Source organism: Caulobacter sp. GW821-FHT10E02 (assembly GCF_059415225.1).
The window spans coordinates 73,590-98,263 of the sequence record NZ_JBWKMV010000003.1; the positions used below are offsets into that span (position 1 = coordinate 73,590).

Consider the following 24,674-nt stretch of genomic DNA (forward strand, 5'->3'; position numbering starts at 1 on the left):
TCCGTATTTGTCCTAAGGACAAATGCAGCAAGGGCTTAGTCGACCTTGGCGAGCACCGCACGGATCGTCTCGACTATGCGGTCGATGTGGCTCTTCTCCAGGATCAGCGGCGGCGACAGGGCGATGATGTCGCCGGTGACGCGGATCAGCAGGCCTTCGTCGAAGCAGTTCTCGAAGGTCTCCAGCGCGCGGGCGGTCGGGGCGCCGTCGCGGGGCGCGAGCTCGATGCCGGCGACGAGGCCGAGGCCGCGGATGTCGATGACGTGGCGGGCGTCGGCCAGGCTGTGCATGGCCTCCTGCCAGTAGGCCTCCATCGACGCGGCGCGGTTGAAGAGGTCGTCCTCCTGGTAGGTCTCCAGGGTGGCCAGGCCCGCCGCGCAGGCCAGCGGATGGGCCGAATAGGTGTAGCCGTGGAAGAGCTCGATCGGGGCGTCGGCGCCCTCGAGCATCGCGTCGTAGATCTTGGTCGAGGCCGCCACGGCGCCGCACGGGACGGCGGCGTTGGTCAGGCCCTTGGCCATGCAGATCAGGTCGGGCGTGACGCCGAAGCGGTCGGCGGCGAACGGGGCCGAGAGGCGTCCGAAGCCCGTGATGACCTCGTCGAAGATCAGCAGGATATCGTGCTTGTCGCAGATCGCCCGCAGGCGTTCGAGATAGCCCTTGGGCGGCACCAGCACACCGGTGGAGCCGGCCACCGGCTCGACGATCACGGCGGCGATGTTGGAAGCGTCGTGCAGGGCGACGATCCGCTCCAGGTCGTCGGCCAGATGGGCGCCGTGCTCGGGCTGGCCCTTGGCGAACAGGTTGCCCGGCACGCCGTGGGTGTGGGGCAGGTGGTCGACGCCGGTGAGCAGCGAGCCGAAATACTTGCGGTTGGTCGGGATGCCGCCGACCGAGATGCCGCCGAACCCGACGCCGTGATAGCCGCGCTCGCGGCCGATCAGCCGCGTCTTGGTCCCCTTGCCCCGGGCGCGGTGGTAGGCCAGCGCGATCTTCAGGGCGGTGTCGACCGACTCCGAGCCGCTGTTGGTGAAGAAGATGCGGTCGAGGCCCTGCGGGGTCACCTGGGCCAGGCGCGAGGCGAACCGGAAGGCCAGCGGGTGGCCCATGTTGAAGCAGGGCGCGTAGTCCATCTCGGCCGCCTGGCGTTGGATGGCTTCGCGGATCTTGGGCCGATCATGGCCGGCGTTGACGCACCAGAGGCCGGACGTGGCGTCCAGCACTTCGCGGCCTTCGGGGGTCTTGTAGAGCATGCCGCTGGCCGACGAGAGCATGCGCGGGTTGCTCTTGAATCGCCGGTTCGGCGTGAACGGCATCCAGAAGGCGTCGAGGTCGTTGGCGCTGGACATAGGGAGCTCTCCGAGGCGCTTGCATTGTGATCGCAGTTGGGTGTGACTTGGCAAGTCACCTCAATCCGGTAGTTGGGAAAGTGCGCAAACCGCTCGCCGATCAGACAGCCGTCCACGACCAGGTGTACGAGGCGATCCGCCAGGCGCTGATCACCGGTCGCATCGCGCCAGGCAAGGGCGTGTCGTTGCGCAGTCTGGCCGCCGAGCTGGGCGTCAGTCCGATGCCGGTGCGCGACGCCGTCCGCCGGCTGGTCGCCGAGCGGGCCTTGGCGATCAATCCGGCCAACAAGCGGTTGTCCGTCCCTTCCCTGACCGCCGACCGGCTGGAGCAGCTGTCCCTGGCCCGGCTGTGGGTCGAGCCGGAGCTGGCCGCGCGGGCGGCGAAAAACGCCGATCCAGGACTGATCCGCCAGCTGCAGGCCATCGACGCCGATGTCGACGAGGCCCTGCGGCTGGGCGATGTCGACCGCTACATGACCGCCAACCACGCCTTCCACTTCGCCCTCTACGAGCGGGCGGGGGCCGACATCCTGCTGTCGATGGCCGGCGGTCTGTGGCTGCAGGTCGGGCCGTTCATGCGGGTGGTGTTCGGCCGGGTGGGCTCGGACGATCTCGCCGCCGACCGCCACGCCGAGGCGATCGACGCCCTGAAGGCCGGAGACGCCGACGGCGCCCGCCGCGCCATCGCCGCTGACCTTTCCGAAGGCATGGACAAGATGCGCGCCGCGGTAGACGCCGGCCCATAAAGTCGGATGCTTGACACTTCCGGTTCGCCGGAAAACTGTGATCACAATAAGTACGGATTTCCCGCGTGACCCTGCCCGCCGACATCACCGACCGCCTCGCCCGCCTGGAGCTGCCCAGCCGGGCGGTGATCGACGGCGCGCTGGTCGAGGCCGTGACCGGCGCGACCTTCCACAATGTCTCGCCGCGCGACGGCCAGGTGCTGAACCTGGTGACCGCCTGCCAGGCCGAGGACGTGGCGTTGGCCGTGTTCAGCGCCCGCACGGCGTTCGAGGACGGCCGCTGGCGCGACCAGGGTCCGCGCGCCAAGAAGAAGGTGCTGTTCCGCCTCGCCGAGCTGATGGAGCGCGACGCCGAGGAGCTGGCGCTGCTGGAGAGCCTGGACGTCGGCAAGCCGATCAGCGACGCGCGCAATGTCGACGTGCCGCTCGCGATCAACACCTGCCGCTGGTACGCCGAGGCGCTGGACAAGGTCTATGGCGAGGTCGGGGCCTCGCCCGCCGATCGCCTGAGCTACGCGGTCCACGAGCCGTTGGGCGTGATCGGCGCGATCGTGCCGTGGAACTTCCCGCTGCACATGGCGATGTGGAAGGTCGCGCCGGCGCTCGCCATGGGCAATTCGGTGGTTCTGAAGCCCGCCGAGCAGTCGCCGCTGACGGCGCTGAAGCTGGGCGAACTGGCGCTGGAAGCCGGCTTGCCGCCGGGCGTGCTGAACGTCGTCCCGGGTCTCGGCGGCGTCGCCGGCGAGGCGCTGGCGCTGTCCAACGACGTCGACATGATCGCCTTCACCGGCTCGGGTCCGGTGGGCCGCAAGCTGATGGAATATTCCGCCCGCTCGAACCTGAAGCGGATCAGCCTGGAGCTGGGCGGCAAGTCGCCCCAGATCGTCTTCGCCGACTGCCCGGACCTGGACGCGGCCGCCCAGGCCGCCGCCTGGGGCGTGTTCTATAATCAGGGCGAGGTCTGCACCGCCGCCTCGCGCCTGCTGGTCGAGGCCTCGATCAAGGACGAATTCCTCGAGAAGGTCGTGGCTGTGGCCAAGGGCATGGTCGTCGGCGATCCGCTGGATCCGACCACCCAGTTCGGGGCCATGGTCAGCGAGCGGCAGATGAACACCGCCCTGGACTACATCGCCACCGCCGACAGCCAGGGCGGACGGCGGGTGCTGGGCGGCCAGCGCATCCGCCAGGACAGCGGTGGCTTCTATGTCGAGCCGACGATCTTCGATCGCCTGGAGCCTGACCACACCCTGGCCCGCGAGGAAGTGTTCGGGCCGGTGCTGGGGGTGATGAGCTTCAAGTCCGAGGACGAGGCGATCCAGCTGGCCAACGACACCGTCTATGGCCTGGCCGCGGGCCTGTGGACCTCCGACATCAACCGGGCCCTGCGCGGGGCCAAGCGGCTGAAGGCCGGGCTCGTCTGGGTCAATGGCTGGGACGCCTGCGACATCACCATGCCGTTCGGGGGCTTCAAGCAGTCGGGCTTTGGCCGCGACCGCAGCCTTCATGCGTTGCACAAGTACGCCGACCTGAAGTCGGTGTCCGTGACGCTGAGGTAGCCGCATGACCCGCTTGAATCTCGTTGAAACCGAAGCCTTCATCGATGGCCTGTGGATCGAGGGTGACGCCACCTTCGAGGTGCTCAATCCGGCCGACGGGACGGTGATTGCCGAAGTCGCTGACCTGGGTCCCGGCGAGACGCGGGTAGCGATCGAGGCCGCGCATCGGGCCTTCCCGACCTGGGCCGCCAAGACCGCCAAGGAGCGCGGCGCGATCCTGCGCAAGTGGAGCGACCTGATGCTCGCCCACGCCGACGATCTCGCGCGCCTGATGACCGCCGAGCAGGGCAAGCCGCTGGCGGAGTCGAAGGGCGAGGTCAGCTACGGCGCGGCGTTCATCGACTGGTTCGCCGACGAGGCCAAGCGCGGCTACGGCCACACCATCCCGACCCCGATGCCGGGCAAGCGGCTGATGTCGATCAAGCAGCCGATCGGCGTCTGCGCCGCCATCGCGCCGTGGAACTTCCCGATCGCCATGATCACCCGCAAGGTCGGTCCGGCCCTGGCCTCGGGCTGCACCGTGGTGGTCAAGCCGGCCGCCGAGACGCCGCTGTGCGCCCTGGCTATCGCCCGCCTGGCGGTCGAGGCGGGCGTGCCGGCGGGCGTGCTGAACGTCGTCACCGGCAAGGACTCGGCCGGCATCGGCAAGGCGCTGTGCGAGGACGGCCGGGTGCGGAAGCTGTCGTTCACCGGCTCCACGCCGGTGGGCAAGGTGCTGTACCAGCAGTGCGCCGGCACGATGAAGAAGCTCAGCCTGGAGCTGGGCGGCAACGCGCCCTTCATCGTCTTCGACGACGCCGATCTGGAGGCCGCCGTCGATGGCGCGATCGCCAGCAAGTACCGCAACACCGGCCAGACCTGCGTCTGCGCCAACCGCCTGATCGTCCAGGCCGGCATCCACGACGCCTTCGTCGCGCGGTTGGCCGAGAAGGTCGCGGCCTTCAAGGTCGGACCGGGGACGGACGAGGGCGTCGTCATCGGCCCGCTGATCAACGACAAGGCCATCGCCAAGGTCGAGAGCCTGGTGCGCGACGCCGTCGCCGATGGCGCCAAGGTCGTCGTGGGCGGCGATCGCCACGACCTGGGCGGGCTGTTCTACCAGCCCACCGTGCTCAGCGGTGCGACGCCCGACATGCGTCTCTTTCAAGAAGAGATCTTCGGCCCGGTCGCCCCGATCGTGAAGTTCCACACCGAAGAGCAGGCGATTGAGCTGGCCAACGCCACGCCATTCGGCCTGGCCTCGTACTTCTACAGCAAGGACGTCGCCCGCTGCTGGCGGGTGGCCGAGGCGATCGAGGCCGGCATGGTCGGCATCAACGAAGGCCTGATCTCCACCGAGGTCGCGCCGTTTGGCGGCGTGAAGGAATCCGGCCTGGGTCGCGAGGGCTCGTCCGAGGGTCTCGATGAGTACCTGGAGACCAAGTACCTCTGTTTCGGCGGGGTGGCATGAGCGTAGCCGTCGCCGCCCGTAACGGACTGTCCGACCTGATCGCCGCCGAGCGCGCGCGGTTCACGGCCGAGCATCCGCGATCGGCGGCGATGGCCAAGGCCGCGGCCGGCGTCTGGCGCGGCGGCGCGCCGATGCACTGGATGAACGACTGGGCCAGCCCATCGCCGATCTTTGCCGCGCAGGGCGTCGGCGCGCAGGTCACCGATGTCGACGGCAAGCTCTATGACGACTTCTGCCTGGGCGACACGCCGGCGATGTTCGGCCATGGCGACGCCTCGGTGGCCGCCGCCGTCGCCGACCAGATCAAGCGCGGGGCCGGGTTCATGCTACCGACCGCCTCGGCGGTGATCGTCGGCAAGCTGCTGGCCGAGCGTTTCGGCCTGCCGCTGTGGCAGACGGCGACCACGGCCAGCGACGCCAACCGCGCGGCGATCCGCTGGGCGCGAGCGGTGACACAGCGCCCTGTCTTGCTGGTGTTCGACGGCTGCTACCACGGCATGGTCGACGACGCGTTCGTGGTGCTCAAGGACGGCGAAGGCGTGATGAAGCCGGGCCTGCTGGGCCAGGTTCATGACCTGACGAGCACCACCCGCGTCGTGCCCTTCAACGATCTTGAGGCCCTGGAAGCCGCCCTCGCACCGGGCGACGTCGCCGCCGTGCTGGCCGAGCCGGTGATGACCAACTGCGGGATGATCCTGCCCGAGCCCGGCTTCCATGACGCCCTGCGCCAGCTGACCCGCGACGCCGGGACGCTGCTGATCATCGACGAGACCCACACGATCTCGACCGGTCCCGGCGGCTACACGAAGGCCTACGCCCTGGAGCCCGACGTCTTCGTCCTGGGCAAGGCCGTCGCCGGGGGCATCCCCGCCGCCGTCTGGGGCGTCACGGCCGAGCTGTCGGCGCGGATGGACGCGGCCCAGCAGCGGATCGGTCCGGGCCAGTCCGGCATCGGCACCACGCTGTCGGGCAACGCGCTCGCCATGGCCGCCATGCGGGCGATGCTGTCGGAGGTGATGACCGACGCCGCCTACGCCAAGATGCTGGCCGGCGCCGAGCGGTTGGTCGCCGGCCTCAAGGCGGTGATCGCCGCGCGCAAGCTGCCGTGGTCCGTCGCCCACGTCGGCGCGCGGGTCGAGCTGGTCTTCGCCGATCCTCCACCGAAGAATGCCGCCACGATGCGGAAAGCGCTGGACCACCAGGCCGTGGACGCGCTCCATCTGTGGCTGATCAACCGGGGCGTCCTGATCGCGCCCTTCCACAACATGATGCTGGTCTCGCCCGTCACCGACGACGCGGCGATCGACCGGCTGGTCGCGGCCGTGGACGGCTTCGCGATCGCGATGGGGGACGCATGAGCGCCGTAGCCGACATCCAGGAATGCCGCGACTTCCTCGCCGCCCACCCGCAGGTGCGGTTCGTCGACGTGTTCTTCACCAGCATGACCGGCGTGCCGCGCGGCAAGCGGCTGCGGGTGCATGAGCTGGAGGCGATCTACGAGTACGGCCGCTTCCTGCCGGGCTCGGTGCTGGTGGTCGACACCAACGGCGCCGACTGCGAGGACACGGGTCTGGTCTGGGAAGACGGCGACGCCGACCGTCGCGCGCGGCCCGTGCCGGGCACCCTGACCCTGGCGCCGTGGCTGGGTCCCGACGTCGCCCAGGTCATGTTGTCGATGTACGAGCTGGACGGCACGGCCAACGATCTGGATCCCCGCCACGTGCTGCAACGGGTGCTGGACCGCTACGCCGCCGACGGCCTGACGCCGGTCGCGGCGTGCGAGCTGGAATACTACCTCGTCGACCTGCAACGCGGCCCGAACGGCGAGCTGCAGCCGGCCAAGTCGATGCAGACCGGCCTGCGCCCCACCGGCATCCAGGTCTATGGCCTGCCCGAGTTGGAGGCCCACGCGCCGTTCCTGCGCGAGCTGTGGGACACCGCCGACGTGATCGGCGTGCCGCTGGAAGGCGCGATCTCGGAGTTCGCCCCGGCCCAGGTCGAGCTGACCCTGAAGCACAAGCCCGATGCTTTGAGAGCTTGCGACGACGCCCTGCTGTACAAGCGCATGGCCAAGGGCGTCGCCTTGCGACACGGGGTCGAGGCGACCTTCATGGCCAAGCCCTGGGCCGACCGCGCGGGCAACGGCTTCCACGTCCATGTCAGCTTCAACGACGCGGACGGGAACAACCTTTGCGCGGCCGAAGACACCGAGGGCTCGGCGATGCTCAAGCACGCCATCGGCGGCATGAAGGCGCTGCTGGGCGACGGCATGGCGATCCTGGCGCCGAACGCCAACAGCTATCGCCGCTTCAAGGCCAACAGCTACGCGCCGGTCGCCGCCACCTGGGGCGTCAACAACCGCACCGTATCCTTGCGCGTCCCGGCCGGTCCGGCCAAGACGCGCCACGTCGAGCACCGTGTCGCGGGCGCCGACGGCAATCCGTACCTGGTCATGGCCGTGCTGCTGGCCAGCGCCCACCACGGCCTGACGAACAAGATCGATCCGGGCCCGGCGGTGGTCGGCGACGGCTATGCGGCGGCGGCCAAGGAGAAGTCGCGGCTGCCGGCCAACTGGTTCGCGGCGGTGGATCTCTTCGAGAAGTCCGAGGTGCTGCGCGACTACCTCGGCGACCGCTTCGTGGACATGTTCGTCTCGGTCAAGCGTACCGAACAGGCGCGGTTCTTCGAGGTCGTCACCGAGCTCGATTTCGACTGGTACCTGCGTAACGCCTGACAACAACTGCAACGAAACAAGAGGGAGTTTCGGATGAGCGGATACAGGAATGGCGGGGCCTCGCGGCGCTCGCTGCTGACGGCCTTCGGGGCGGCGGCGATCGGCCTCAGCTTCACGGCCTGCGGCGAGAAGCCTAAGGCCACCGGGGCGAACGGCGAAGAGCCCAAGCTGAACTTCTACAACTGGGACACCTATATCGGTGAGACCACGTTGGGCGACTTCAAGAAGGCGTCCGGCGTCGACGTGAACATGAGCCTGTTCGCGACGAACGACGAATTGTTCGCCAAGCTCAAGGCGGGCAATCCGGGCTTCGACGTGATCGTGCCGTCGAACGAGTTCGTCACCCGCATGGGCCAGGCCGGCATGCTCGAGGTGCTGGACCACGCCAAGATCCCGAACATGAAGAACCTGGATCCGTCGTTCCTGAACCCGGACTTCGACCCGGGCCGCAAGTACTCGATGCCCTACACCTGGCTGCTGCTGGGCATCGGCTATCGCAAGAGCAAGGTCCAGGGCGTGCCCGACAGCTGGAAGTGGCTGTTCGACAGCGACAAGTACAAGGGCCACATCGCCCTGCTGTCGGAAAGCGCCGACCTGGTGCGCCTGGCCGCCAAATATCTGGGCCACAGCGTCAACGACATCCCGGCCGACATGCTGCCGAAGATCGAGCAGATGCTGATCAAGCAGAAGCCGTTCGTGAAGGCCTTCCACGACGACAACGGCCAGGACCTGCTGGTCTCGGGCGAGGTCGACCTGGTGCTGGAATATAACGGCGATATCGCCCAGGTGATGAAGGACGACCCGGACCTCGATTTCGTGGTGCCCAAGGAAGGCTCGCTGATCAACAGCGACACCCTGTGCATCCCGAAGGGCGCGCCGCGTCCCAACAACGCCCACGCCTTCATCAACTACCTGCTGGACGCCCAGGCCGGGGCCGAGATCACCAAGACGATCCTCTACCCGACCCCCAACGCGGCGGCCAAGGCGCTGATGCCGGAGAGCTACCGCGAGAACAAGGTGATCTTCCCGCCGGCCGACGTGATGGCCAAGTGCGAGTACGGGGCCTTCGAAGGGGCCGAAAAGGCCAGCCTGTACGAGGAAATCATCACGCGGGTGCGGGCGGCTTAAGGGCTGACCTAGAGGCTCCGCCGCGAAGCGGCGGAGCCTCCACCACAAACGGGGGACCCGGATGGAACAATCCTGGAAACAGGCGAAAGCCGTCTTCGCCGCGGCGCTGGGACCGCCGCTGGTGTGGCTGATGCTGTTCTTCCTCGCGCCCATGGCGATCGTCTGGGCCTACAGTTTCGGCCACAACGCCGGCCTGACCGAGATCGCCATCAGCGGCACGTTCCACAACTACGCCCGGGCGATCGAGCCGCTGTACCTGAAGATCTTCCTGAAGTCGGCCTGGGTGGCGGGGCTGACGACGTTCCTGTGCCTGGTGCTGGGCTTCCCGGTGGCCCTGGCCATCACCTTCGCCTCCGACAAGGCCAAGACCTGGCTGCTGCTGCTGATCATGCTGCCGTTCTGGACGAACCTGCTGATCCGCACCTACGCCCTGATCGCCGTGCTGCGCACCGAGGGCTTCGCCAACCAGGGCCTGGAATGGCTGTGGAAGGGCGGTAGTGGGCTGGCGACGCTGGTCGGGCTCCAGCCGCTCGGCGACTTCCAGCCGCTGGAGCTGCTGCACAACAATTTCGCGGTGATCCTGGGCCTCGTCTACGTGCACCTGCCCTTCATGGTGCTGCCGCTCTATTCGGCTCTGGACCGCCTGGACAAGTCGCTGCTGGAGGCCAGCCTCGACCTCGGCGCCGGGCACATGCGGACCCTGTTCAAGGTGGTCGTGCCGCTGGCCCTGCCGGGCATCGCCTCGGGGATCCTGATCACCTTCATCCCGGCGCTGGGGGCCTATCTGACGCCAGACCTGCTGGGCGGGCCCGACAGCCAGATGATCGCCAACGTCATCGAGCGCCAGTTCAAGCGCGCCAACGACTGGCCCTTCGGCGCGGCCATGTCGTTCGTGCTGATGTACCTGACCTTCATCGCCATCGCGATCCAGGCGGTCCTGGCCAAACGCACGCCGGAGGCCAAGGGATGAGCCGCCAAATCCGAGCCATAGCGCCCCCACCGTCACGATGCGGATCCGCATCGCGCCACCTCCCCCGTTTCACGGGTGAGGAGATGCAGCTTCTCTTCTCCTGCCCCGCTTGCGGGGGAGGTGGATCGGCGCCGATAGGCGACGAGACGGAGGGGGCGCTCTGATGACCAAGAAATCGCCCCCCGGTCCCCTCGAATATCTCCGCCGCTGGCAGATGCAGGCCTGGCTGGCGGCCGTGGCCATCTTCCTCTACGCGCCGCTGATCGCGCTGATGGCGTTCAGCTTCAACGACAGCCGGCGCAACATCGTCTGGAAGGGCTTCACGCTCAAATATTACGACAAGCTGTTCAACGACTCCGCCCTGCTGGAGGCGTTCGGCAACAGCCTGACCATCGCGGCGGTCTCGACCGTGCTGAGCCTGATCCTCGGAGCCTCGGCGGCGCTCGTTTTGTGGCGCTTCCGCTTCCCCGGCAAGACGGCCCTGGACGGGGCGCTGGCCCTGCCGATCGTGGTGCCCGAGATCTGCATGGGCGTGGCCATGCTGGTGTTCTTCGCCCGGGTCATGCCCTGGCCGCAGGGCCTGGCCTGGCCGCTGAACCTGGGGGCGATCATCATCGCCCACGTGTCGTTCTCGTTCCCGTTCGTGGCGGTCGTCGTGCGCGCCCGCATGGCCAGCTTCAACCGCGAGATGGAGGAGGCGGCCCGCGACCTGGGCGCCGGCGAGTTCCGCACCATCCGCGACGTGATCCTGCCGCACATGGCCCCGTCGCTGGTGGCCGGCGCGCTGCTGGCCTTCACGCTGAGCCTGGACGACTTCGTCATCACCTTCTTCACCGCCGGTCCCGACACGGTGACCTTCCCGGTGAAGGTCTATTCGATGGTCCGCTTCTCGGTGACGCCGGAGGTCAATGCGGCCTCGACGGTGCTGATCGTGCTGACCGTGCTGCTGACCGCGGCGGCGCTGAAACTGCAGGGGGACCCGGCCGCCACAGCGGGGCATGGGGCGGGGGACGCTAAATGAGCAAGCCGATCATCACCTTCGAGAACGTCACCAAGCGCTTCGGCAAGCTGGCGGCGGTCGACAACGTCTCGCTGACCGTCGAGGAGGGTGAGTTCTTCGCCCTGCTGGGGCCGTCGGGCTGCGGCAAGACCACCCTGCTGCGGATGCTGGCCGGCTTCGAGACGCCCACCGAGGGCCGCATCCTGATCGATGGCCAGGACATCTCCAACGTGCCGCCCAACAAGCGGCCGGTGAACATGGTGTTCCAGTCGTACGCCGTGTTCCCGCACATGACCGTGGCCGACAACGTCGCCTACGGCCTGGTGGTCGACAAGGTCAGCAAGGCCGAGCGCGACCGGCGCGTCGAGGAGGCCCTGGAGCTGGTGCAACTGGGCGGCTATGGCGGCCGCAAGCCCGACCAGCTGTCGGGCGGCCAGCGGCAACGGGTGGCCCTGGCCCGAGCGCTCGTGAAGCGTCCCCGCGTGCTGCTGCTGGACGAACCGCTGTCGGCCCTGGACGCCAAGCTGCGCGAGCAGATGCGCACCGAGCTGTGCACCCTGCAGGAGAAGGTCGGCATCACCTTCATCATGGTCACCCACGACCAGGACGAGGCCCTGGCGCTCGCCACCCGCTGCGCGGTGATGAGCAAGGGCCTGCTGCAGCAGGTGGCCTCGCCCAACGACCTCTACGAGTTCCCCAACAGCCGGTTCGTGGCCGACTTCATCGGCGGCGTGAACCTGTTCGAGGGCGTGCTGGCCGTCGACGAGCCCAGCCACGCGGTGATCCGCTCGCCGGATCTGCCGGTCGACATCTTCTTGGACCACGGCGTCACCGGCGCGCGCGGCGGCACGGTCTGGGCGGCGATCCGTCCCGAGAAGATCGAGCTGCACAAGAAGGAGGGCGACACCCCGCCGAACCTCGGCGACTGCCCGCAAGGGACCAACGCCATCGCGGGTGTCATCAAGCACGAGGCCTATCTGGGAGGGTCGTCGACCTACGAGGTCGAGATCGCCGGCGGCCGCCGGATCAAGGTCCAGCGCTCGAACCTGACCCGCTGGGACCAGGAGGACTTCAAGCTGGGCGAGACCGTCTGGCTGTGCTGGCACGCCTGCTCGCCGGCGGTGTTGCTCTCGTAACTCCTAAACCGATCATCCCCGCGAAAGCGGGGACCCAAGCCGAGCTGGCGGTGAGTGCTCCAGCGAAACAACAAACACCGCTTGGGTCCCCGCTTTCGCGGGGATGAGCGGATAAGAGTGAAGCAGGGAAAGCCTCATGACCGTCCCGATCCGCAACCACGACATCGCCGAGCTCAAGCGCCTCGACCTGGCCCACCACCTGCCGGCCCAGGCCGACCACAAGGTCATCGCCGAGCTGGGCGGCAGCCGGATCATCACCCGCGCCGACGGGATCTACATCCACGATGGCGAGGGCCACCAGATCCTGGACGGCATGGCCGGCCTGTGGTGCGTCAATGTCGGTTATGGCCGCAAGGAGCTGGCCGACGCGGCCTACGAGCAGATGCTGGAGCTGCCGTACTACAACACTTTCTTCAAGACCGCGACGCCGCCGACCGTGACCCTGGCGGCCAAGATCGCCGAGAAGATGGGCGGCCAACTGAGCCACGTGTTCTTCAACTCGTCGGGATCGGAGGCCAACGACACGGTCTTCCGCCTGGTCCGCCACTATTGGAAGCTCAAGGAGCAGCCGTCGCGGACGGTCTTCATCAGCCGCTGGAACGCCTATCACGGCTCGACCGTGGCCGGCGTCTCGCTGGGCGGCATGAAGCACATGCACAAGCAGGGCGACCTGCCGATCCCGGGCGTCGAGCACGTCATGCAGCCCTATCCGTTCGGCGACGGCTTCGGCGAGGACCCGGCCGCCTTCCGCGATCGCGCGGTCAAGGAGATCGAGGACAAGATCCTGGAGGTCGGCCCCGAGAACGTCGCGGCCTTCATCGGCGAACCGGTGCAGGGTGCGGGCGGGGTGATCATCCCGCCCGACGGCTACTGGCCGGCGGTCGAGGCCCTGTGCCGCAAGTACGGCATCCTGCTGGTCTGCGACGAGGTGATCTGCGGCTTCGGGCGCCTCGGTGAGTGGTTCGGCCACCAGCACTACGGCATCAAGCCCGACCTGATCGCCATGGCCAAGGGCCTGTCGTCCGGCTACCTGCCGATCTCGGCCGTGGGCGTCGCCGACCACATCGTCGCCGAACTGCGCGAGAAGGGCGGCGACTTCATCCACGGCTTCACCTACTCCGGCCACCCGACCTGCGCGGCCGTGGCGCTGAAGAACATCGAGATCCTGGAGCGCGAGAGCCTGATCGAGCGCACCCGCGACGACACGGGGCCGTATCTCGCCAAGGCGCTCGCCTCGCTGAACGACCACCCGCTGGTCGGCGAGACCCGCTCGCTGGGTCTGATCGGCGCGGTCGAGATCGTCCGCGAGAAGGGGACCAACCATCGCTTCCTCGACAAGGAAGGCGAGGCCGGTCCGATCGTCCGCGACCTGTGCATCAAGAACGGCCTGATGGTCCGCGCCATCCGCGACAGCATCGTCTGCTGCCCGCCACTGATCATCACCCACGCCGAGATCGACAAACTTGTCGCCATCATCCGCCAGTCTCTGGACGAGGCCGAGCCCGTGCTGCGCGCCTTGAAACCGGAGGCCGCGGCATGAAGCCCAAGCACAACAAGGCCAAGCGCGAGACGACGTTGAACCGGGGCGTCTCGTCTCTGGAAGAGGCCCAGGCGTGGTTCGCGCGGCAGAGCATCGAGGAGATCGAGTGCGTGGTGCCCGATCTGGCCGGCGTGGCGCGCGGCAAGATCATGCCGGTGCGCAAGTTCCTCGGCACCCCGTCGATGAACCTGCCCCTGGCGGTGTTCTACCAGACCATCACCGGCGACTTCCCTGAGTTCGAGGGCGCGGTCAGCGCGGTGCAATCGGACACCGACATCTTCCTGACCCCGGACTTCGCCACGCTGGCGGCGGTGCCGTGGGCGCAGGACCCGACGGCCCAGGTGATCCACGACGCCTTCCACCCCGACGGCCGCCCGGTCGAGGAGGCTCCGCGCCAGGTGCTGCGGCGCGTGCTGGCGCTGTATGCCGAGAAGGGCTGGGTGCCGATCGTCGCGCCGGAGATCGAGTTCTATCTCGTCGACAAGAACACCGACCCCGACTACCCGCTGAAACCCCCGATCGGCCGTTCGGGGCGTCCGGAGACGGGCCGTCAGGGCTATTCGATCAGCGCCGTGAACGAGTTCGATGCGCTGTTCGAGGACATGTACGAATACTCCGAGCGCCAGGGCCTGGAGATCGACACCCTGATCCACGAAAGCGGCGTGGCGCAGATGGAGATCAACCTCCGCCACGGCAATCCGCTGGAGCTGGCCGACCAGGTGTTCATGTTCAAGCGCACCATCCGCGAGGTGGCGCTGGAGCACGAGATCTACGCCACCTTCATGGCCAAGCCGATGGCCAGCGAGCCCGGCAGCGCCATGCACATCCACCAGTCGATCGTCGACAAGGACGGCAAGAACCTGTTCTCGGACAAGAAGGGCGAGGAGACGGCGCTGTTCCATGGCTTCATCGGCGGGCAGCAGACCTATCTGCCGGCGATCATGGCCATACTGGCGCCGTATGTGAACTCTTATCGCCGGATCGCCAAGGACTCGGGCGCGCCGGTCAACACCCAGTGGGGCTACGACAACCGCACCTGCGGCTTGCGGGTGCCGCCGTCGGACCCGGCCAACCGCCGGCTGGAAAACCGGATTCCCTCGTCCGACGCCAATCCCTATCTGGCCATCGCGGCCTCGCTGGCGGCCGGCTATCTGGGCATGACCCAGGGGCTGACGCCTAGCGAACCGGTCGAGACCGACGCCAGCGTCGCGGGCGTGCAGCTGCCGCGCAGCCTGACGGAATCGCTGAAGCTGTTCGAGCAGTGCGAGCCGCTGGTCGAGATCCTGGGGCCGATCTTCTGCCAGGCCTATGACCGCGTGAAGCAGGCCGAGTACGAGACCTTCATGCGCACCATCAGCCCGTGGGAGCGGGAGTTCCTGCTGCTGAATGTCTGAGCCCTACGGCGCGGGGAACTGGTACGCGGCGACCGCGGCCGGGGTCCCCGCGCTGCCGCCGCTCGACGGCGACGTGACGGCCGATGTCTGCGTCATCGGCGCGGGCTTCACCGGGCTTGGCGCGGCCACGGCGTTGGCGGGGCGAGCGAGTGTCGTCGTGCTGGAGGCCGGCCGAGTCGGCTGCGCGGCGACGGGGCGCAACGGCGGGCAGGTTCATACCGGCCAGCGGCGCGACCAGGCCTGGCTGGAGAAGACTGTCGGCCGCGATGACGCCCTGGCCCTGTGGCGCCTGGCCGAGGACGCTCGGGCGCACTTCCGGACGCTGACCGACACGATCGACTGCGACTGGCGGCCGGGCATGATCCACGCCCGCCACAAGCGCGGCGGCGAGGCCGAGGACGCGGCCTATGCGGCGCTGATGGCCGACCGCTACGGCTACGACCAGCTCGCGTTGATCGACGAGAAGGACCTGGCCTGTGAGCTGGGCACGGACGTCTATCACGGCGGCCTGGTCGATCGCGGCGGCGGCCATGTGCATCCGCTGAAGCTGGCGCTCGGCATGGCGCGGGGGCTGACGATCCACGAACACACCCGCGCCGAAAGCTGGCGACGCGAGGGCTGCAAGATCGTCGTCGAGACCGCGACCGGTCTGGTCACCTGCGACCAACTGATCCTCAGCGGCGACGGCCTGCTGAACGCCATGGCCGGCAAGGCCCGCGCGCGTGTCATGCCGATCAACAACTTCATCGCCGTCACCGCGCCGCTGGACGACGTGGCCGAGACGATCATCCGCTCGAACGCGGCGGTGTCGGACAGCCGCTTCGTCGTGAACTACTTCCGCAAGACCGCCGACGGCCGGCTGCTGTTCGGCGGTGGCGAGAACTATCGACCAGGCTTCCCGTCCGACATCGCGGGGTTGGTCCGCGAGAACCTGGCCAAGGTCTATCCGCAGTTGGCCGACGTCCCGATCACCCACGCCTGGGGCGGGACGCTGGGCATCACCATGAGCCGCATGCCGTTCGTCGGCGAGATCGCGCCGGGCGTGCGCACAGCCTCCGGCTATTCGGGGCAGGGCGTGATGCTGGCGCCCTATATCGGCAAGCTGCTGGCCGACGCGGCGCTGGGCGACCCCGCCGGGGTCGAGCTCCTCTCCCGCGTCCCGACCCCGCCATTCCCCGGCGGCCGCCTGCTGCGCTGGCCGCTGACGGTGGCGGGGCTGAGTTGGTACGCGTTGAGAGATCGGTTGTGATGATCCTCCCCCGCGATGCGGGGGAGGTGGCCCAGAGGGCCGGAGGGGGCTAGCTCTGCCTAAGCCGTACTCGCCCCCTCAGTCGCTTCGCGACAGCTCCCCCGCATCGCGGGGGAGCATCTTCGCACCTGATTGACACCTCCTTCGGGTCTCGCTCTCCTCGTCGCATGGACTCCACGACCGCCCAGCCCGCCCTCAGTCTCGCCGCCGCGCTGGAGCATGCCGAGCGGCTGCTGGAGGCGGATCCGCGGATGGCGGCGGAACAGGCGCGAGCGATCCTGGAGGTCGTGCCGCGTCACGCCGACACCACCCGGGTGCTGGCCGCCGCGCTTCGTCTCTCCGGCGATCCCGAGGCCGCCGCCGCGACCGTCGCGCCGCTGGTCGCCGCCCTGCCGAACCTGCCGCTGGCCCAGCTGGAGCTGGCGCTGAGCCTGGAGCAACTGGGCCGCACGGCCGAGGCTGTCCGCGCCTTCGACCGGGCCAGCGCCCTGGAGCCGCGCCTGTCGGAGGCCTGGCGCGGCCTGTCGGAGAACCTCGACCTGCTGGGCGACAGCGTCGGGGCCGAGAAGGCCCTGGCCCGCCAGCTGCGCGCCTCGACCCGTGATCCGTTGCTGATGGAGGCGGCCACCGCGCTCTCCGACAACAAGCTGGGCGAGGCCGAGCGGCTGCTGCGGGAGCGGCTGAAGGCCGATGCTGGCGACATCGCCGCCATCCGCATGCTGGCCGAGACCGGCGCGCGCCTGGGCCGCTATGCCGACGCCGAAGGCCTGCTGACCCGCTGCGTCGAGCTGGCCCCGAACTTCGCCGCCGCCCGACACAACCTGGCGACCATGCTCTATCGCCAGAACAAGAACGAGGCGGCCCTGGCCCAGATCGAGATGCTGACGGCCAAGGACGGCCGCCATCCGGGCTATGCCAATCTCTACGCGGCGATCCTGGCGCGACTGGGCGAGTACGACCGCGCCATCGCCGTCTACGAGCGGGTGCTGAAGGACTATCCCAACCAGCCCAAGGGCTGGATGAGCTATGGCCACGCGCTGAAGACCGTGGGCCGCCAGGCCGACTGCGTCGCCGCCTATCGCCAGACCCTGGCCCTGCAGCCGACCATGGGCGAGGCCTGGTGGAGTCTGGCCAACCTCAAGACCGTCAAGTTCGGCGACGACGACCTGGCCGCCATGACCGCGGCGCTAGAGGCTCCGGGCCTCGAGGACGAAGACCGCCTGCACCTGCACTACGCCCTGGGCAAGGCGTTCGAGGACGCCGGCCGATGGGACGAGTCGTTTGCCCGCTATGCCGAAGGCGCGGCGATCCGGCGGAAACAGTTGGCCTACGACGCGCAAGAGAACGCCGCCGACACCGCGCGGACCAAGGCGGTGTTCACCCCGGCCTTCCTGGCGGCGCGGGCGGGGCAGGGGTCGCAGGCGCCCGATCCGATCTTCGTCGTCGGCCTGCCGCGTTCGGGCTCGACCCTGGTCGAGCAGATCCTGGCCAGCCACAGCCAGGTCGAGGGCACCATGGAGCTGCCCGACCTGATCGTCATGGCCCGGCGCTTAGGGGGCAAGACCGCCACCCGCGCCGAGTCGACCTATCCCGAGAGCCTGGCCGACCTCTCCGCCGACGACCTCAAGGCCCTGGGCGAGGAGTTCCTGGAGCGCACCCGTATCCAGCGGAAGACCGGCCGACCGTTCTTCATCGACAAGATGCCCAACAACTTCGCGCACGCCGGGCTGATCCATCTGATCCTGCCGAACGCCAAGATCATCGACGCCCGCCGGCACCCGCTGGGCTGCTGCTTCTCGGGCTTCAAGCAGCACTTCGCGCGGGGGCAGGCGTTCAGCTACGACCTGACCGACATCGGCCGCTACTACGCCGACTATGTGGAGTTGATGGCGCATTTCGATGCGGTGCTGCCCGGACGTGTGCACCGGGTGATCTACGAGCACATGATCGCTGATCCGGAGGCAGAAATCCGCGCCCTGCTGGCCCATTGCGGACTACCGTTCGAGGAGGCCTGCCTGTCGCCGCACGAGAACGACCGCGCCGTCCGCACCGCCAGTTCAGAACAGGTGCGCCGCCCGATCTTCAAGGACGCCGTCGAGCACTGGCAGAAATTCGAATCGCACCTGGACCCGCTCAAGCAGGCATTGGGGCCGGTCCTGGACGCTTATCCGAACGCGCCCGTTATTTGACCATCTCAACGCGACCTCCATCGCGCCTTGCCATTTGTGCAACACTTCAAGGAATTGACGCCAAACTGAAATTTCCAATCTTGCCGACGCCTTGAGCCGGGTCGAACCTCGTTCGATCAAAACCGCCAAGGGGAGCGACTGTATGTCGTCGGGTTCGGTTCGTTTGAAGAAGGTCGGCGTCTGCTCCGCCGCCTTGTTCGCCTCTACAATGTTCACTACCGCCGCGTACGCCCAGGCTCAGGCCTCGGCGCCGCAGACGACCGCGCTGGAAGAGGTGGTCGTCACCGCCCAGAAGCGATCCGAGAACCTCCAGGACGTGCCCGTCAGCATCCAGGCGATGGGCGGCGAGAAGCTGGAGCAGCTGCAGGTCGCGGCCTTCGTCGACTATGTGAAGTATCTGCCCAGCGTGTCGTTCACGACCTCGGGCCCGGGCTTTGGCCAGGTCTACATGCGCGGCGTGGCCAGCGGCGGCGACGGCAACCACTCCGGCTCGCTGCCCAGCGTCGGCGTCTATCTGGACGAACAGCCGGTCACCACCATCCAGGGCGCGCTGGACATCCACGTCTATGACGTCGCCCGGGTCGAGGCCTTGGCCGGGCCGCAGGGCACGCTGTATGGCGCGAGCTCCCAGGCCGGCACGCTGCGGATCATCACCAACAAGCCGACGACCAGCGGCTTCTCGGCCGGCGTCGACGTCGAGGGCAACAAGGTCGATCACGGCGGTTGGGGCCACACGGTCGAGGGCTTCGTCAACATCCCGCTGTCGGACAAGATCGCGGTGCGGGCGGTCGGCTGGGACGTCCGCGACGCCGGCTATATCGACAACGTGGCGGGCACGCGCACCTATGATCGCGGCGACACCGACCCGACCAACGACTACACGATCAACAACAAGAGCCGGGTGCGGGACAACTACAACCGCGTCTACACCCAAGGCGGTCGCGCGGCCCTTCGGATCGAGGTCGACGACAACTGGGTGATCACCCCCAGCGTCATGGGCCAGGTGCAGAAGTCGGGCGGCCTGTTCGCCTTCGACCCCAAGGTCGGCGACCTGAAGGTCACCCACTTCTATCCGGAAAGCGCCAAGGACAAGTGGGTCCAGGCGGCCCTGACCATCGAGGGGCAGATCGCCAATCTCGACGTCACCTATGCCGGCTCGTACCTGAAGCGGAACGACGAGACCAACCAAGACTACACCGACTACTCGTACTTCTACGACCAGATGGGCTACGGCTTCTACTGGACGGACAACGCCGGCAACCTGGTGAACCCGTCGCAGTACATCCAGGGCAAGGACCGGTACCGCAAGGAAAGCCACGAGATCCGGATCGCCTCGCCGCAGGACCAGCGGTTCCGCTTCGTGGTCGGCGGCTTCTACCAGAAGCAGAAGCACGGCATCTTCCAGAACTACAAGATCGACGGCCTGGGCAGCGACTTCTCGGTCGAGAAGAACCCGGGCACGATCTGGCTGACGGCCCAGGAGCGTGTCGATCGCGACAAGGCCGTGTTCGGCCAGGCCGAGTTCGACATCACCGACAAGCTGATGCTGACCGGCGGCATCCGCTTCTTCAAGGCCAACAACACCCTGGTCGGCTTCTTCGGCTACGGCTCGGGCTATTCCAGCACCAACGGCGTGGCGGCCTGCTTCAGGGCCGCGACGGTGGCCAACGCGCCTTGCGACAACCTCGACAAGGGCACCAAGGAAAGCGGCAACTCACCCAAGGTGACGCTGACCTACAAGCTCGACAGTTCGAAGCTGGTCTACGCCACCTATTCGAAGGGCTTCCGGCCGGGCGGCATCAACCGCCGCGCCACCCTGCCGCCGTACCATGCCGACTACCTGAAGAACTACGAGGCGGGCTGGAAGACCACCTGGCTGAACAACAGCTTCCGCTGGAACGGCGCGGTGTTCATGGAGGACTGGACCGGCTTCCAGTTCTCGATCCTGGGGGCCAACGGCCTGACCGAGATCAAGAACGCCAACCAGGCCCGGATCAAGGGCGTCGAAAGCGACATCACCTGGGTGCCGGTCCACGGCCTGACGATCAACGCCTCGGCCGCCTATACCGACGCCAAGCTCTCGGCCAACTACTGCGGGGTGACCGACTCCGCGGGCAATCCGGTCACCACCTGCGCCACGCCGCAGGCGCCGGATGGCACCCGCCTGCCGATCACGCCGAAGTTCAAGGCCAACCTGACGGCGCGCTACGACTTCAGCATCGCCGACTGGGACGCCTTCGTGCAGGGCTCGGCCGTCGGCCAGACCAGCAACTGGACCGACCTGCGGATCATCGAGCGCGGGATCATCGGCCAGCAGAAGGGCTACACGACCGCCGACTTCTCGGCCGGGATCGACAAGTCCGACCTGTCGATCTCGATCTACCTGAAGAACGCCTTCGACAAGCGGGCCAGCCTGAACCGCTACGCCGAATGCGCCGAACAGGTCTGCGGGACCCAGTACTACATCGTCCCGAACCAGCCCCGGACCATTGGGGTGAAGCTGGGGAAGAAGTTCTAGTTCAGTGCAAGACCAGGGGCGGCTCGGAAAGGGCCGCCCCTTTTCGTACGCGTTAGGGGGAAACATGGCGTCGTCGAGCGCCCGTCCGCTGGGGCTGTGGATGTGCACGGCGCTGGTCGTCGGCAACATGATCGGCTCGGGCGTCTTCATGCTGCCGGCCTCGCTGGCGCCCTATGGCTGGAACGCCGTCATCGCCTGGCTGGTGACCATCGGCGGGGCCCTGTGCCTGGCCTTCGTCTTTGCCCGGCTGGCCGAGGCCTTTCCCCGCGCCGGCGGGCCGCTGGCCTATACGCAGGAGGCGTTCGGACCGACGGCCGGCTTCATGGTCGCCTGGGCCTACTGGATCTCGATGTGGGTCGGCAACGCGGCCATCGCCACGGGCGGGGTCAGCTATCTGTCGGTGTTCTTTCCGGCCCTCGCCAAGATCCCGGGGCTGGCCGCCATCGTCACGGTCGCCATCGTCTGGGCGCTGACGGCAGTCAACTGCTGGGGCTCCAAGTCGGCCGGGCGGTTGCAGGTGGTCGCCACCATCCTGAAGCTGCTGCCGCTGATCGCCGTGGCCGGCCTGGCCGTCGTCATCCTGGCGCGCAAGGGCGGGGCGGCCGTGACGCCGTTCGAGCCCTCGCAGCTGTCGGCCGGCGGGATCACCGCCGCCGCGACCCTGACCCTGTGGGCTCTGCTGGGCCTGGAGTCGGCCACCGTGCCCGCCGACAAGGTGCACGAGCCGACCCGCACCATCCCCAAGGCCACCCTCTACGGCACGGCGTTCACGGGGCTGATCTATCTGGTCGTCTGCTCGGCGGTGGTGCTGTTGTCGCCCGCCGACCTGCTGAAGAACTCCAACGCTCCGTTCGCGGATTTCGTCGGCTATCACGGCGGCGGCGACCTGCGGCTGGTGCTGGCCGCCTTCGCCGCGATCAGCGCCTTCGGGGCCTTGAACGGCTGGGTGCTGCTGCAAGGCGAGATGCCCTACGCCATGGCCCGCGACGGGGTGTTCCCAGCCTGGCTGGCCAAGGTCGGCAAGCGCGGGACGCCGGTGCGGGCCCACGTGCTGTCCAGCGCCCTGCTGACCGTGCTGGTGCTGATGAACTACGCCAAGTCGATGGCTGACCTCTTCACCTTCATCGCCCTGCTGGCGACGTCGGCCAGCCTGTTCACCTATCTGTTCAGCGCTCTGGCGGCCCTGCGCCTGCAGCAGAAGCATCGGATGGACGCCTCGATGCTCCTGACCGTGCTGGCCATACTGGCGGCGGTCTATTCGGTCTGGACCCTCTATGGCGCCGGGACCTCGGCCACGCTGTGGGGTGTCGTGCTGCTGCTGGCTGGCTTGCCCGTCCGCTTCCTGACCGCCCGCGCGGCGCGTCCCGTTCCGGAGATCGCCTCATGATCGTCGCCCTGCTGCTGGCCGCCCAGATTTCCTACGTCCACGCCGGCAAGCTGGTCGATCCGCAGGCCGGCAAGGTGCTGACCGACCAGCTGATCCGCATCGAGGGCGAGAAGATCACGTCGGTGACGCCGTGGAAGACCACCCCCAAGGACGGCCCGGTCACCGACTGGAGCAAGCTCACCGTCCTGCCCGGCCTGATCGACATGCACACCCACCTGGTCGACCAGGAGCAGACCGAGAACATCGCAGAACCGCTGCTGACCACGGCCGCCTACCAGTCGTTCATCGCCGCCGACCATGCGCGCAAGACCCTGATGGCCGGCTTCACCAGCGTGCGCGACGTCGGCACCTGGCGGGCGTTCGGCGATGTCGCCCTGCGCGACGCGATCAACAACGGCCTGGTGCCAGGCCCGCGCATGTCGGTGGCCGGGGCCTACATCACCGTGCCCGGCGGGGGCGGCGACATCACCGGCATCTCCGACGACGTGAAACTGCCGGCCGAGATGCGGGTCGGCGTGGTCGAGGACGCCGCCGACACCCATCGCAAGGCCGCCAACATCCTGGCCCACAAGGCCGACTTCCTTAAGCTGATCGCCACCGGCGCCGTGCTGACCGTCGGCACCGAGCCGGGCCAGCTCGAACTCTCCGAGGACGAGATCCGCGCCGCCGTCGAGGAGGCCGCCAAGCGCGGCACCTACGCCACCGCCCACGCCCACGGGGCCGAGGGCATGAAGGTCGCCATGCGGGCCGGGGTGCGCTCGATCGAGCATGGCTCGCTGATGGATGACGAGGCCATCGCCATGATGAAGGCCAAGGGCGTCTTCCTGGTCGCCGACATCTATGACGGCGACTGGATCGACGAGTACGGCAAGGCTCACGGCTGGCCCGCCGAGACCCTGCGCAAGAACTACGAGACCACCGAGGCCCAGCGCGAGGGTTTCCGCAAGGCGGTGAAGGTCGGGGTCAAGATCGCCTTCGGCACCGACGCCGGCGTCTATCCGCACGGGCTGAATGGCCGCCAGCTGCCCTACATGGTCAAGTACGGCATGACGCCTATGCAGGCGATCCAGTCGGCGACGACGGTGGCGGCCGAGCTGATGATGAAGACCGGCAAGGTCGGCTGCGACGCGGCCGGCTGCTATGCCGACCTGATCGCCGTGCCGGGTGATCCGCTGGCGGACATTTCCGTGCTGACCAAGGTCGGCAAGGTGATGAAGGGCGGGGCGGTCGTGAAGGACCAATAGGCGGGCGCCGAACCTTGGCGCGGATCATGCATTGTGCATCGCAGCGCATTTTCATTGTGCGATAGCGAAACAACTGTCATGTCGACGTGGTTAGTTCTACGTTGAGTACGTCCAAGGAGGTCTCCCATGACCGAGAACCACTACTACGTCCGCCCGGTCGCCGGTGTGTGGCACGTGACCTGGAACGACTCGGCCGAACTGATCGGCAGCTACTCGTCGCAAGCCGAAGCCGAGGCCCTGGCCCAGCTGCTGGCCCGCCACATGCGCGCCCAGGACCGCAAGGCCCAGGTCCATGTCGACGAGCCGGAAGTGCGCACCCCGTCGTGGGGCCGCAACCGCGCCGCCAACCAAAACGCCGTCGCGGCCTAAGCCAGCCAGCTTCCCAGCGCGCGCGTCACGATCGCGCGCGCGTCCTGCGGGCTGAAGGTCGCCGGGTCCAGGCACAGCTCCAGCCATAGCCCATCGACGCTGGCCGTCAGGGCGATGGCGGCAAGGCGGGTGTCGCTGACACCGGCCTCGCTCAGCAGTTTCTCCAGTCGCGCGCGGAAATCCGCGTAGGACGCCGCATGGATCGCGGCGATGCGCGGCTTGGTCTTCACCAGACTCCAGAACCCGATCCAGGCAGCCAGCAGCTGCGGGTCCAGCACCGGGGCCGCGAAGCTGGCGCCGAGATAGGCCAGCAACCGCTCGCGCGGGGTCGGGCCGGCGGCCTCGATCGCCGCGTCCAGCGCCGCATCGATCCGCTGGCTGACGGCCTCGTAGGCCGCGGCGATCAGTTCGTCGACACCCTCGAAATAGTGGCGCAGCAGGCCCGGCGACACGCCGGCCTCGGCGCAGATGGCGCGGACGGAGGTGCCGCCGACGCCTTCGCGGGCGAGGACGGTCTCGGCGGCGGTCACGAGCGCTTGGCGGCGGACGTCGGCGGTCTCGCGGGTGAAGGCGGCTCGGCTCACCTTCCGCATCCCCAAAGCTTGTCATCCCGGCCGCAGCGAAGCGGAGAGCCGGGACCCAGGGGCAACCGCAGTGCGCCGACCCCTGGGTCCCGGACAGCGCTACGCGCTTCCGGGATGACAAGGATTTGGGC

19 protein-coding genes and 2 pseudogenes are annotated in these 24,674 nt (G+C 68.0%); 18 read left to right on the forward strand and 3 right to left on the reverse strand.

What is annotated here, in order from left to right; all coding sequences use genetic code 11:
• Positions 1–35 precede the first annotated feature (35 nt).
• The gene (aptA, locus tag AC07NI_RS15535) at positions 36–1,349 is read right to left on the reverse strand and encodes an omega-aminotransferase AptA (RefSeq protein ID WP_494620688.1); all 1,314 of its coding nucleotides are present in this window, start codon (positions 1,347–1,349) and stop codon (positions 36–38) included.
• A gap of 47 nt (positions 1,350–1,396) precedes the next feature.
• Between aptA and AC07NI_RS15540 the strand changes: the two genes are divergently transcribed.
• The 7 genes from AC07NI_RS15540 to AC07NI_RS15570 all read left to right on the forward strand — a co-directional run bounded on the left by AC07NI_RS15540 (position 1,397) and on the right by AC07NI_RS15570 (position 9,933).
• Positions 1,397–2,095 carry a GntR family transcriptional regulator gene (locus AC07NI_RS15540; protein WP_494620690.1) on the forward strand — a complete coding sequence of 233 codons (699 nt, stop codon included), beginning with the start codon at positions 1,397–1,399 and terminating at the stop codon, positions 2,093–2,095.
• A 56-nt stretch (positions 2,096–2,151) separates the two neighbouring features.
• The gene (locus AC07NI_RS15545) at positions 2,152–3,651 is read left to right on the forward strand and encodes an aldehyde dehydrogenase (RefSeq protein WP_494622234.1); all 1,500 of its coding nucleotides are present in this window, start codon (positions 2,152–2,154) and stop codon (positions 3,649–3,651) included.
• A gap of 4 nt (positions 3,652–3,655) precedes the next feature.
• Entirely contained in the window at positions 3,656–5,101 is a 1,446-nt protein-coding gene (locus AC07NI_RS15550; RefSeq protein WP_494620692.1) for an NAD-dependent succinate-semialdehyde dehydrogenase, read from the forward strand.
• Complete coding sequence (locus AC07NI_RS15555) at positions 5,098–6,459, forward strand: aspartate aminotransferase family protein (protein ID WP_494620694.1); 1,362 nt, start codon at positions 5,098–5,100, stop codon at positions 6,457–6,459. Before AC07NI_RS15550 ends, AC07NI_RS15555 begins: the two co-directional genes overlap by 4 nt.
• Complete coding sequence (locus AC07NI_RS15560) at positions 6,456–7,835, forward strand: glutamine synthetase family protein (RefSeq protein ID WP_494620696.1); 1,380 nt, start codon at positions 6,456–6,458, stop codon at positions 7,833–7,835. The genes AC07NI_RS15555 and AC07NI_RS15560 overlap by 4 nt, the downstream gene beginning before the upstream one ends.
• A gap of 33 nt (positions 7,836–7,868) precedes the next feature.
• A complete protein-coding gene (locus tag AC07NI_RS15565; RefSeq protein WP_494620698.1) occupies positions 7,869–8,963 on the forward strand; it encodes an ABC transporter substrate-binding protein in 1,095 nt (364 codons plus the stop codon).
• A 61-nt stretch (positions 8,964–9,024) separates the two neighbouring features.
• Positions 9,025–9,933, forward strand: a complete 909-nt coding sequence (locus AC07NI_RS15570) for an ABC transporter permease (RefSeq protein WP_494620700.1) — start codon at positions 9,025–9,027, stop codon at positions 9,931–9,933.
• On the opposite strand, the pseudogene AC07NI_RS15575 reads toward AC07NI_RS15570, so the two are convergent.
• Positions 9,875–10,096 (reverse strand): annotated as a pseudogene (locus AC07NI_RS15575) (hypothetical protein); the annotation flags it as partial. The gene AC07NI_RS15570 and the pseudogene AC07NI_RS15575 overlap by 59 nt on opposite strands.
• Between AC07NI_RS15575 and AC07NI_RS15580 the strand changes: the two are divergent.
• The 10 genes from AC07NI_RS15580 (at position 10,097) to AC07NI_RS15625 (ending at position 23,959) form a co-directional block, all read left to right on the forward strand.
• A complete protein-coding gene (locus AC07NI_RS15580; RefSeq protein WP_494620702.1) occupies positions 10,097–10,954 on the forward strand; it encodes an ABC transporter permease in 858 nt (285 codons plus the stop codon).
• Positions 10,951–12,069, forward strand: coding sequence for an ABC transporter ATP-binding protein (locus AC07NI_RS15585; protein ID WP_494620704.1), 1,119 nt, complete (start codon positions 10,951–10,953; stop codon positions 12,067–12,069). Before AC07NI_RS15580 ends, AC07NI_RS15585 begins: the two co-directional genes overlap by 4 nt.
• 136 nt (positions 12,070–12,205) lie before the next feature.
• Complete coding sequence (locus tag AC07NI_RS15590; RefSeq protein WP_494620706.1) at positions 12,206–13,609, forward strand: aspartate aminotransferase family protein; 1,404 nt, start codon at positions 12,206–12,208, stop codon at positions 13,607–13,609.
• Positions 13,606–15,003 (forward strand): glutamine synthetase family protein, encoded by a 1,398-nt coding sequence (locus AC07NI_RS15595; RefSeq protein WP_494620708.1) that lies wholly within the window; start codon positions 13,606–13,608, stop codon positions 15,001–15,003. The genes AC07NI_RS15590 and AC07NI_RS15595 overlap by 4 nt, the downstream gene beginning before the upstream one ends.
• Positions 14,996–16,252 (forward strand): NAD(P)/FAD-dependent oxidoreductase, encoded by a 1,257-nt coding sequence (locus AC07NI_RS15600; protein ID WP_494620709.1) that lies wholly within the window; start codon positions 14,996–14,998, stop codon positions 16,250–16,252. The genes AC07NI_RS15595 and AC07NI_RS15600 overlap by 8 nt, the downstream gene beginning before the upstream one ends.
• A gap of 167 nt (positions 16,253–16,419) precedes the next feature.
• On the forward strand, positions 16,420–18,441 hold the full coding sequence (locus AC07NI_RS15605) for a tetratricopeptide repeat-containing sulfotransferase family protein (protein WP_494620711.1): 2,022 nt from the start codon (positions 16,420–16,422) through the stop codon (positions 18,439–18,441).
• A 142-nt stretch (positions 18,442–18,583) separates the two neighbouring features.
• On the forward strand, positions 18,584–20,959 hold the full coding sequence (locus tag AC07NI_RS15610; RefSeq protein WP_494620713.1) for a TonB-dependent receptor: 2,376 nt from the start codon (positions 18,584–18,586) through the stop codon (positions 20,957–20,959).
• Between the two features lie 64 nt (positions 20,960–21,023).
• Positions 21,024–22,346 carry an amino acid permease gene (locus AC07NI_RS15615; RefSeq protein WP_494620715.1) on the forward strand — a complete coding sequence of 441 codons (1,323 nt, stop codon included), beginning with the start codon at positions 21,024–21,026 and terminating at the stop codon, positions 22,344–22,346.
• On the forward strand, positions 22,343–23,590 hold the full coding sequence (locus AC07NI_RS15620) for a metal-dependent hydrolase family protein (protein WP_494620717.1): 1,248 nt from the start codon (positions 22,343–22,345) through the stop codon (positions 23,588–23,590). Before AC07NI_RS15615 ends, AC07NI_RS15620 begins: the two co-directional genes overlap by 4 nt.
• Positions 23,591–23,716: 126 nt before the next feature.
• On the forward strand, positions 23,717–23,959 hold the full coding sequence (locus tag AC07NI_RS15625; protein WP_494620719.1) for a hypothetical protein: 243 nt from the start codon (positions 23,717–23,719) through the stop codon (positions 23,957–23,959).
• Here the strand turns inward: AC07NI_RS15625 and AC07NI_RS15630 are convergent.
• Positions 23,956–24,543 (reverse strand): TetR/AcrR family transcriptional regulator, encoded by a 588-nt coding sequence (locus AC07NI_RS15630; protein ID WP_494620721.1) that lies wholly within the window; start codon positions 24,541–24,543, stop codon positions 23,956–23,958. The genes AC07NI_RS15625 and AC07NI_RS15630 overlap by 4 nt on opposite strands.
• Here AC07NI_RS15630 and AC07NI_RS15635 point away from each other — a divergent pair.
• Positions 24,524–24,637: pseudogene (locus AC07NI_RS15635) on the forward strand (hypothetical protein); the annotation flags it as partial. The gene AC07NI_RS15630 and the pseudogene AC07NI_RS15635 sit on opposite strands and share 20 nt — an antisense overlap.
• Between the last annotated feature and the right edge of the window lie 37 nt (positions 24,638–24,674).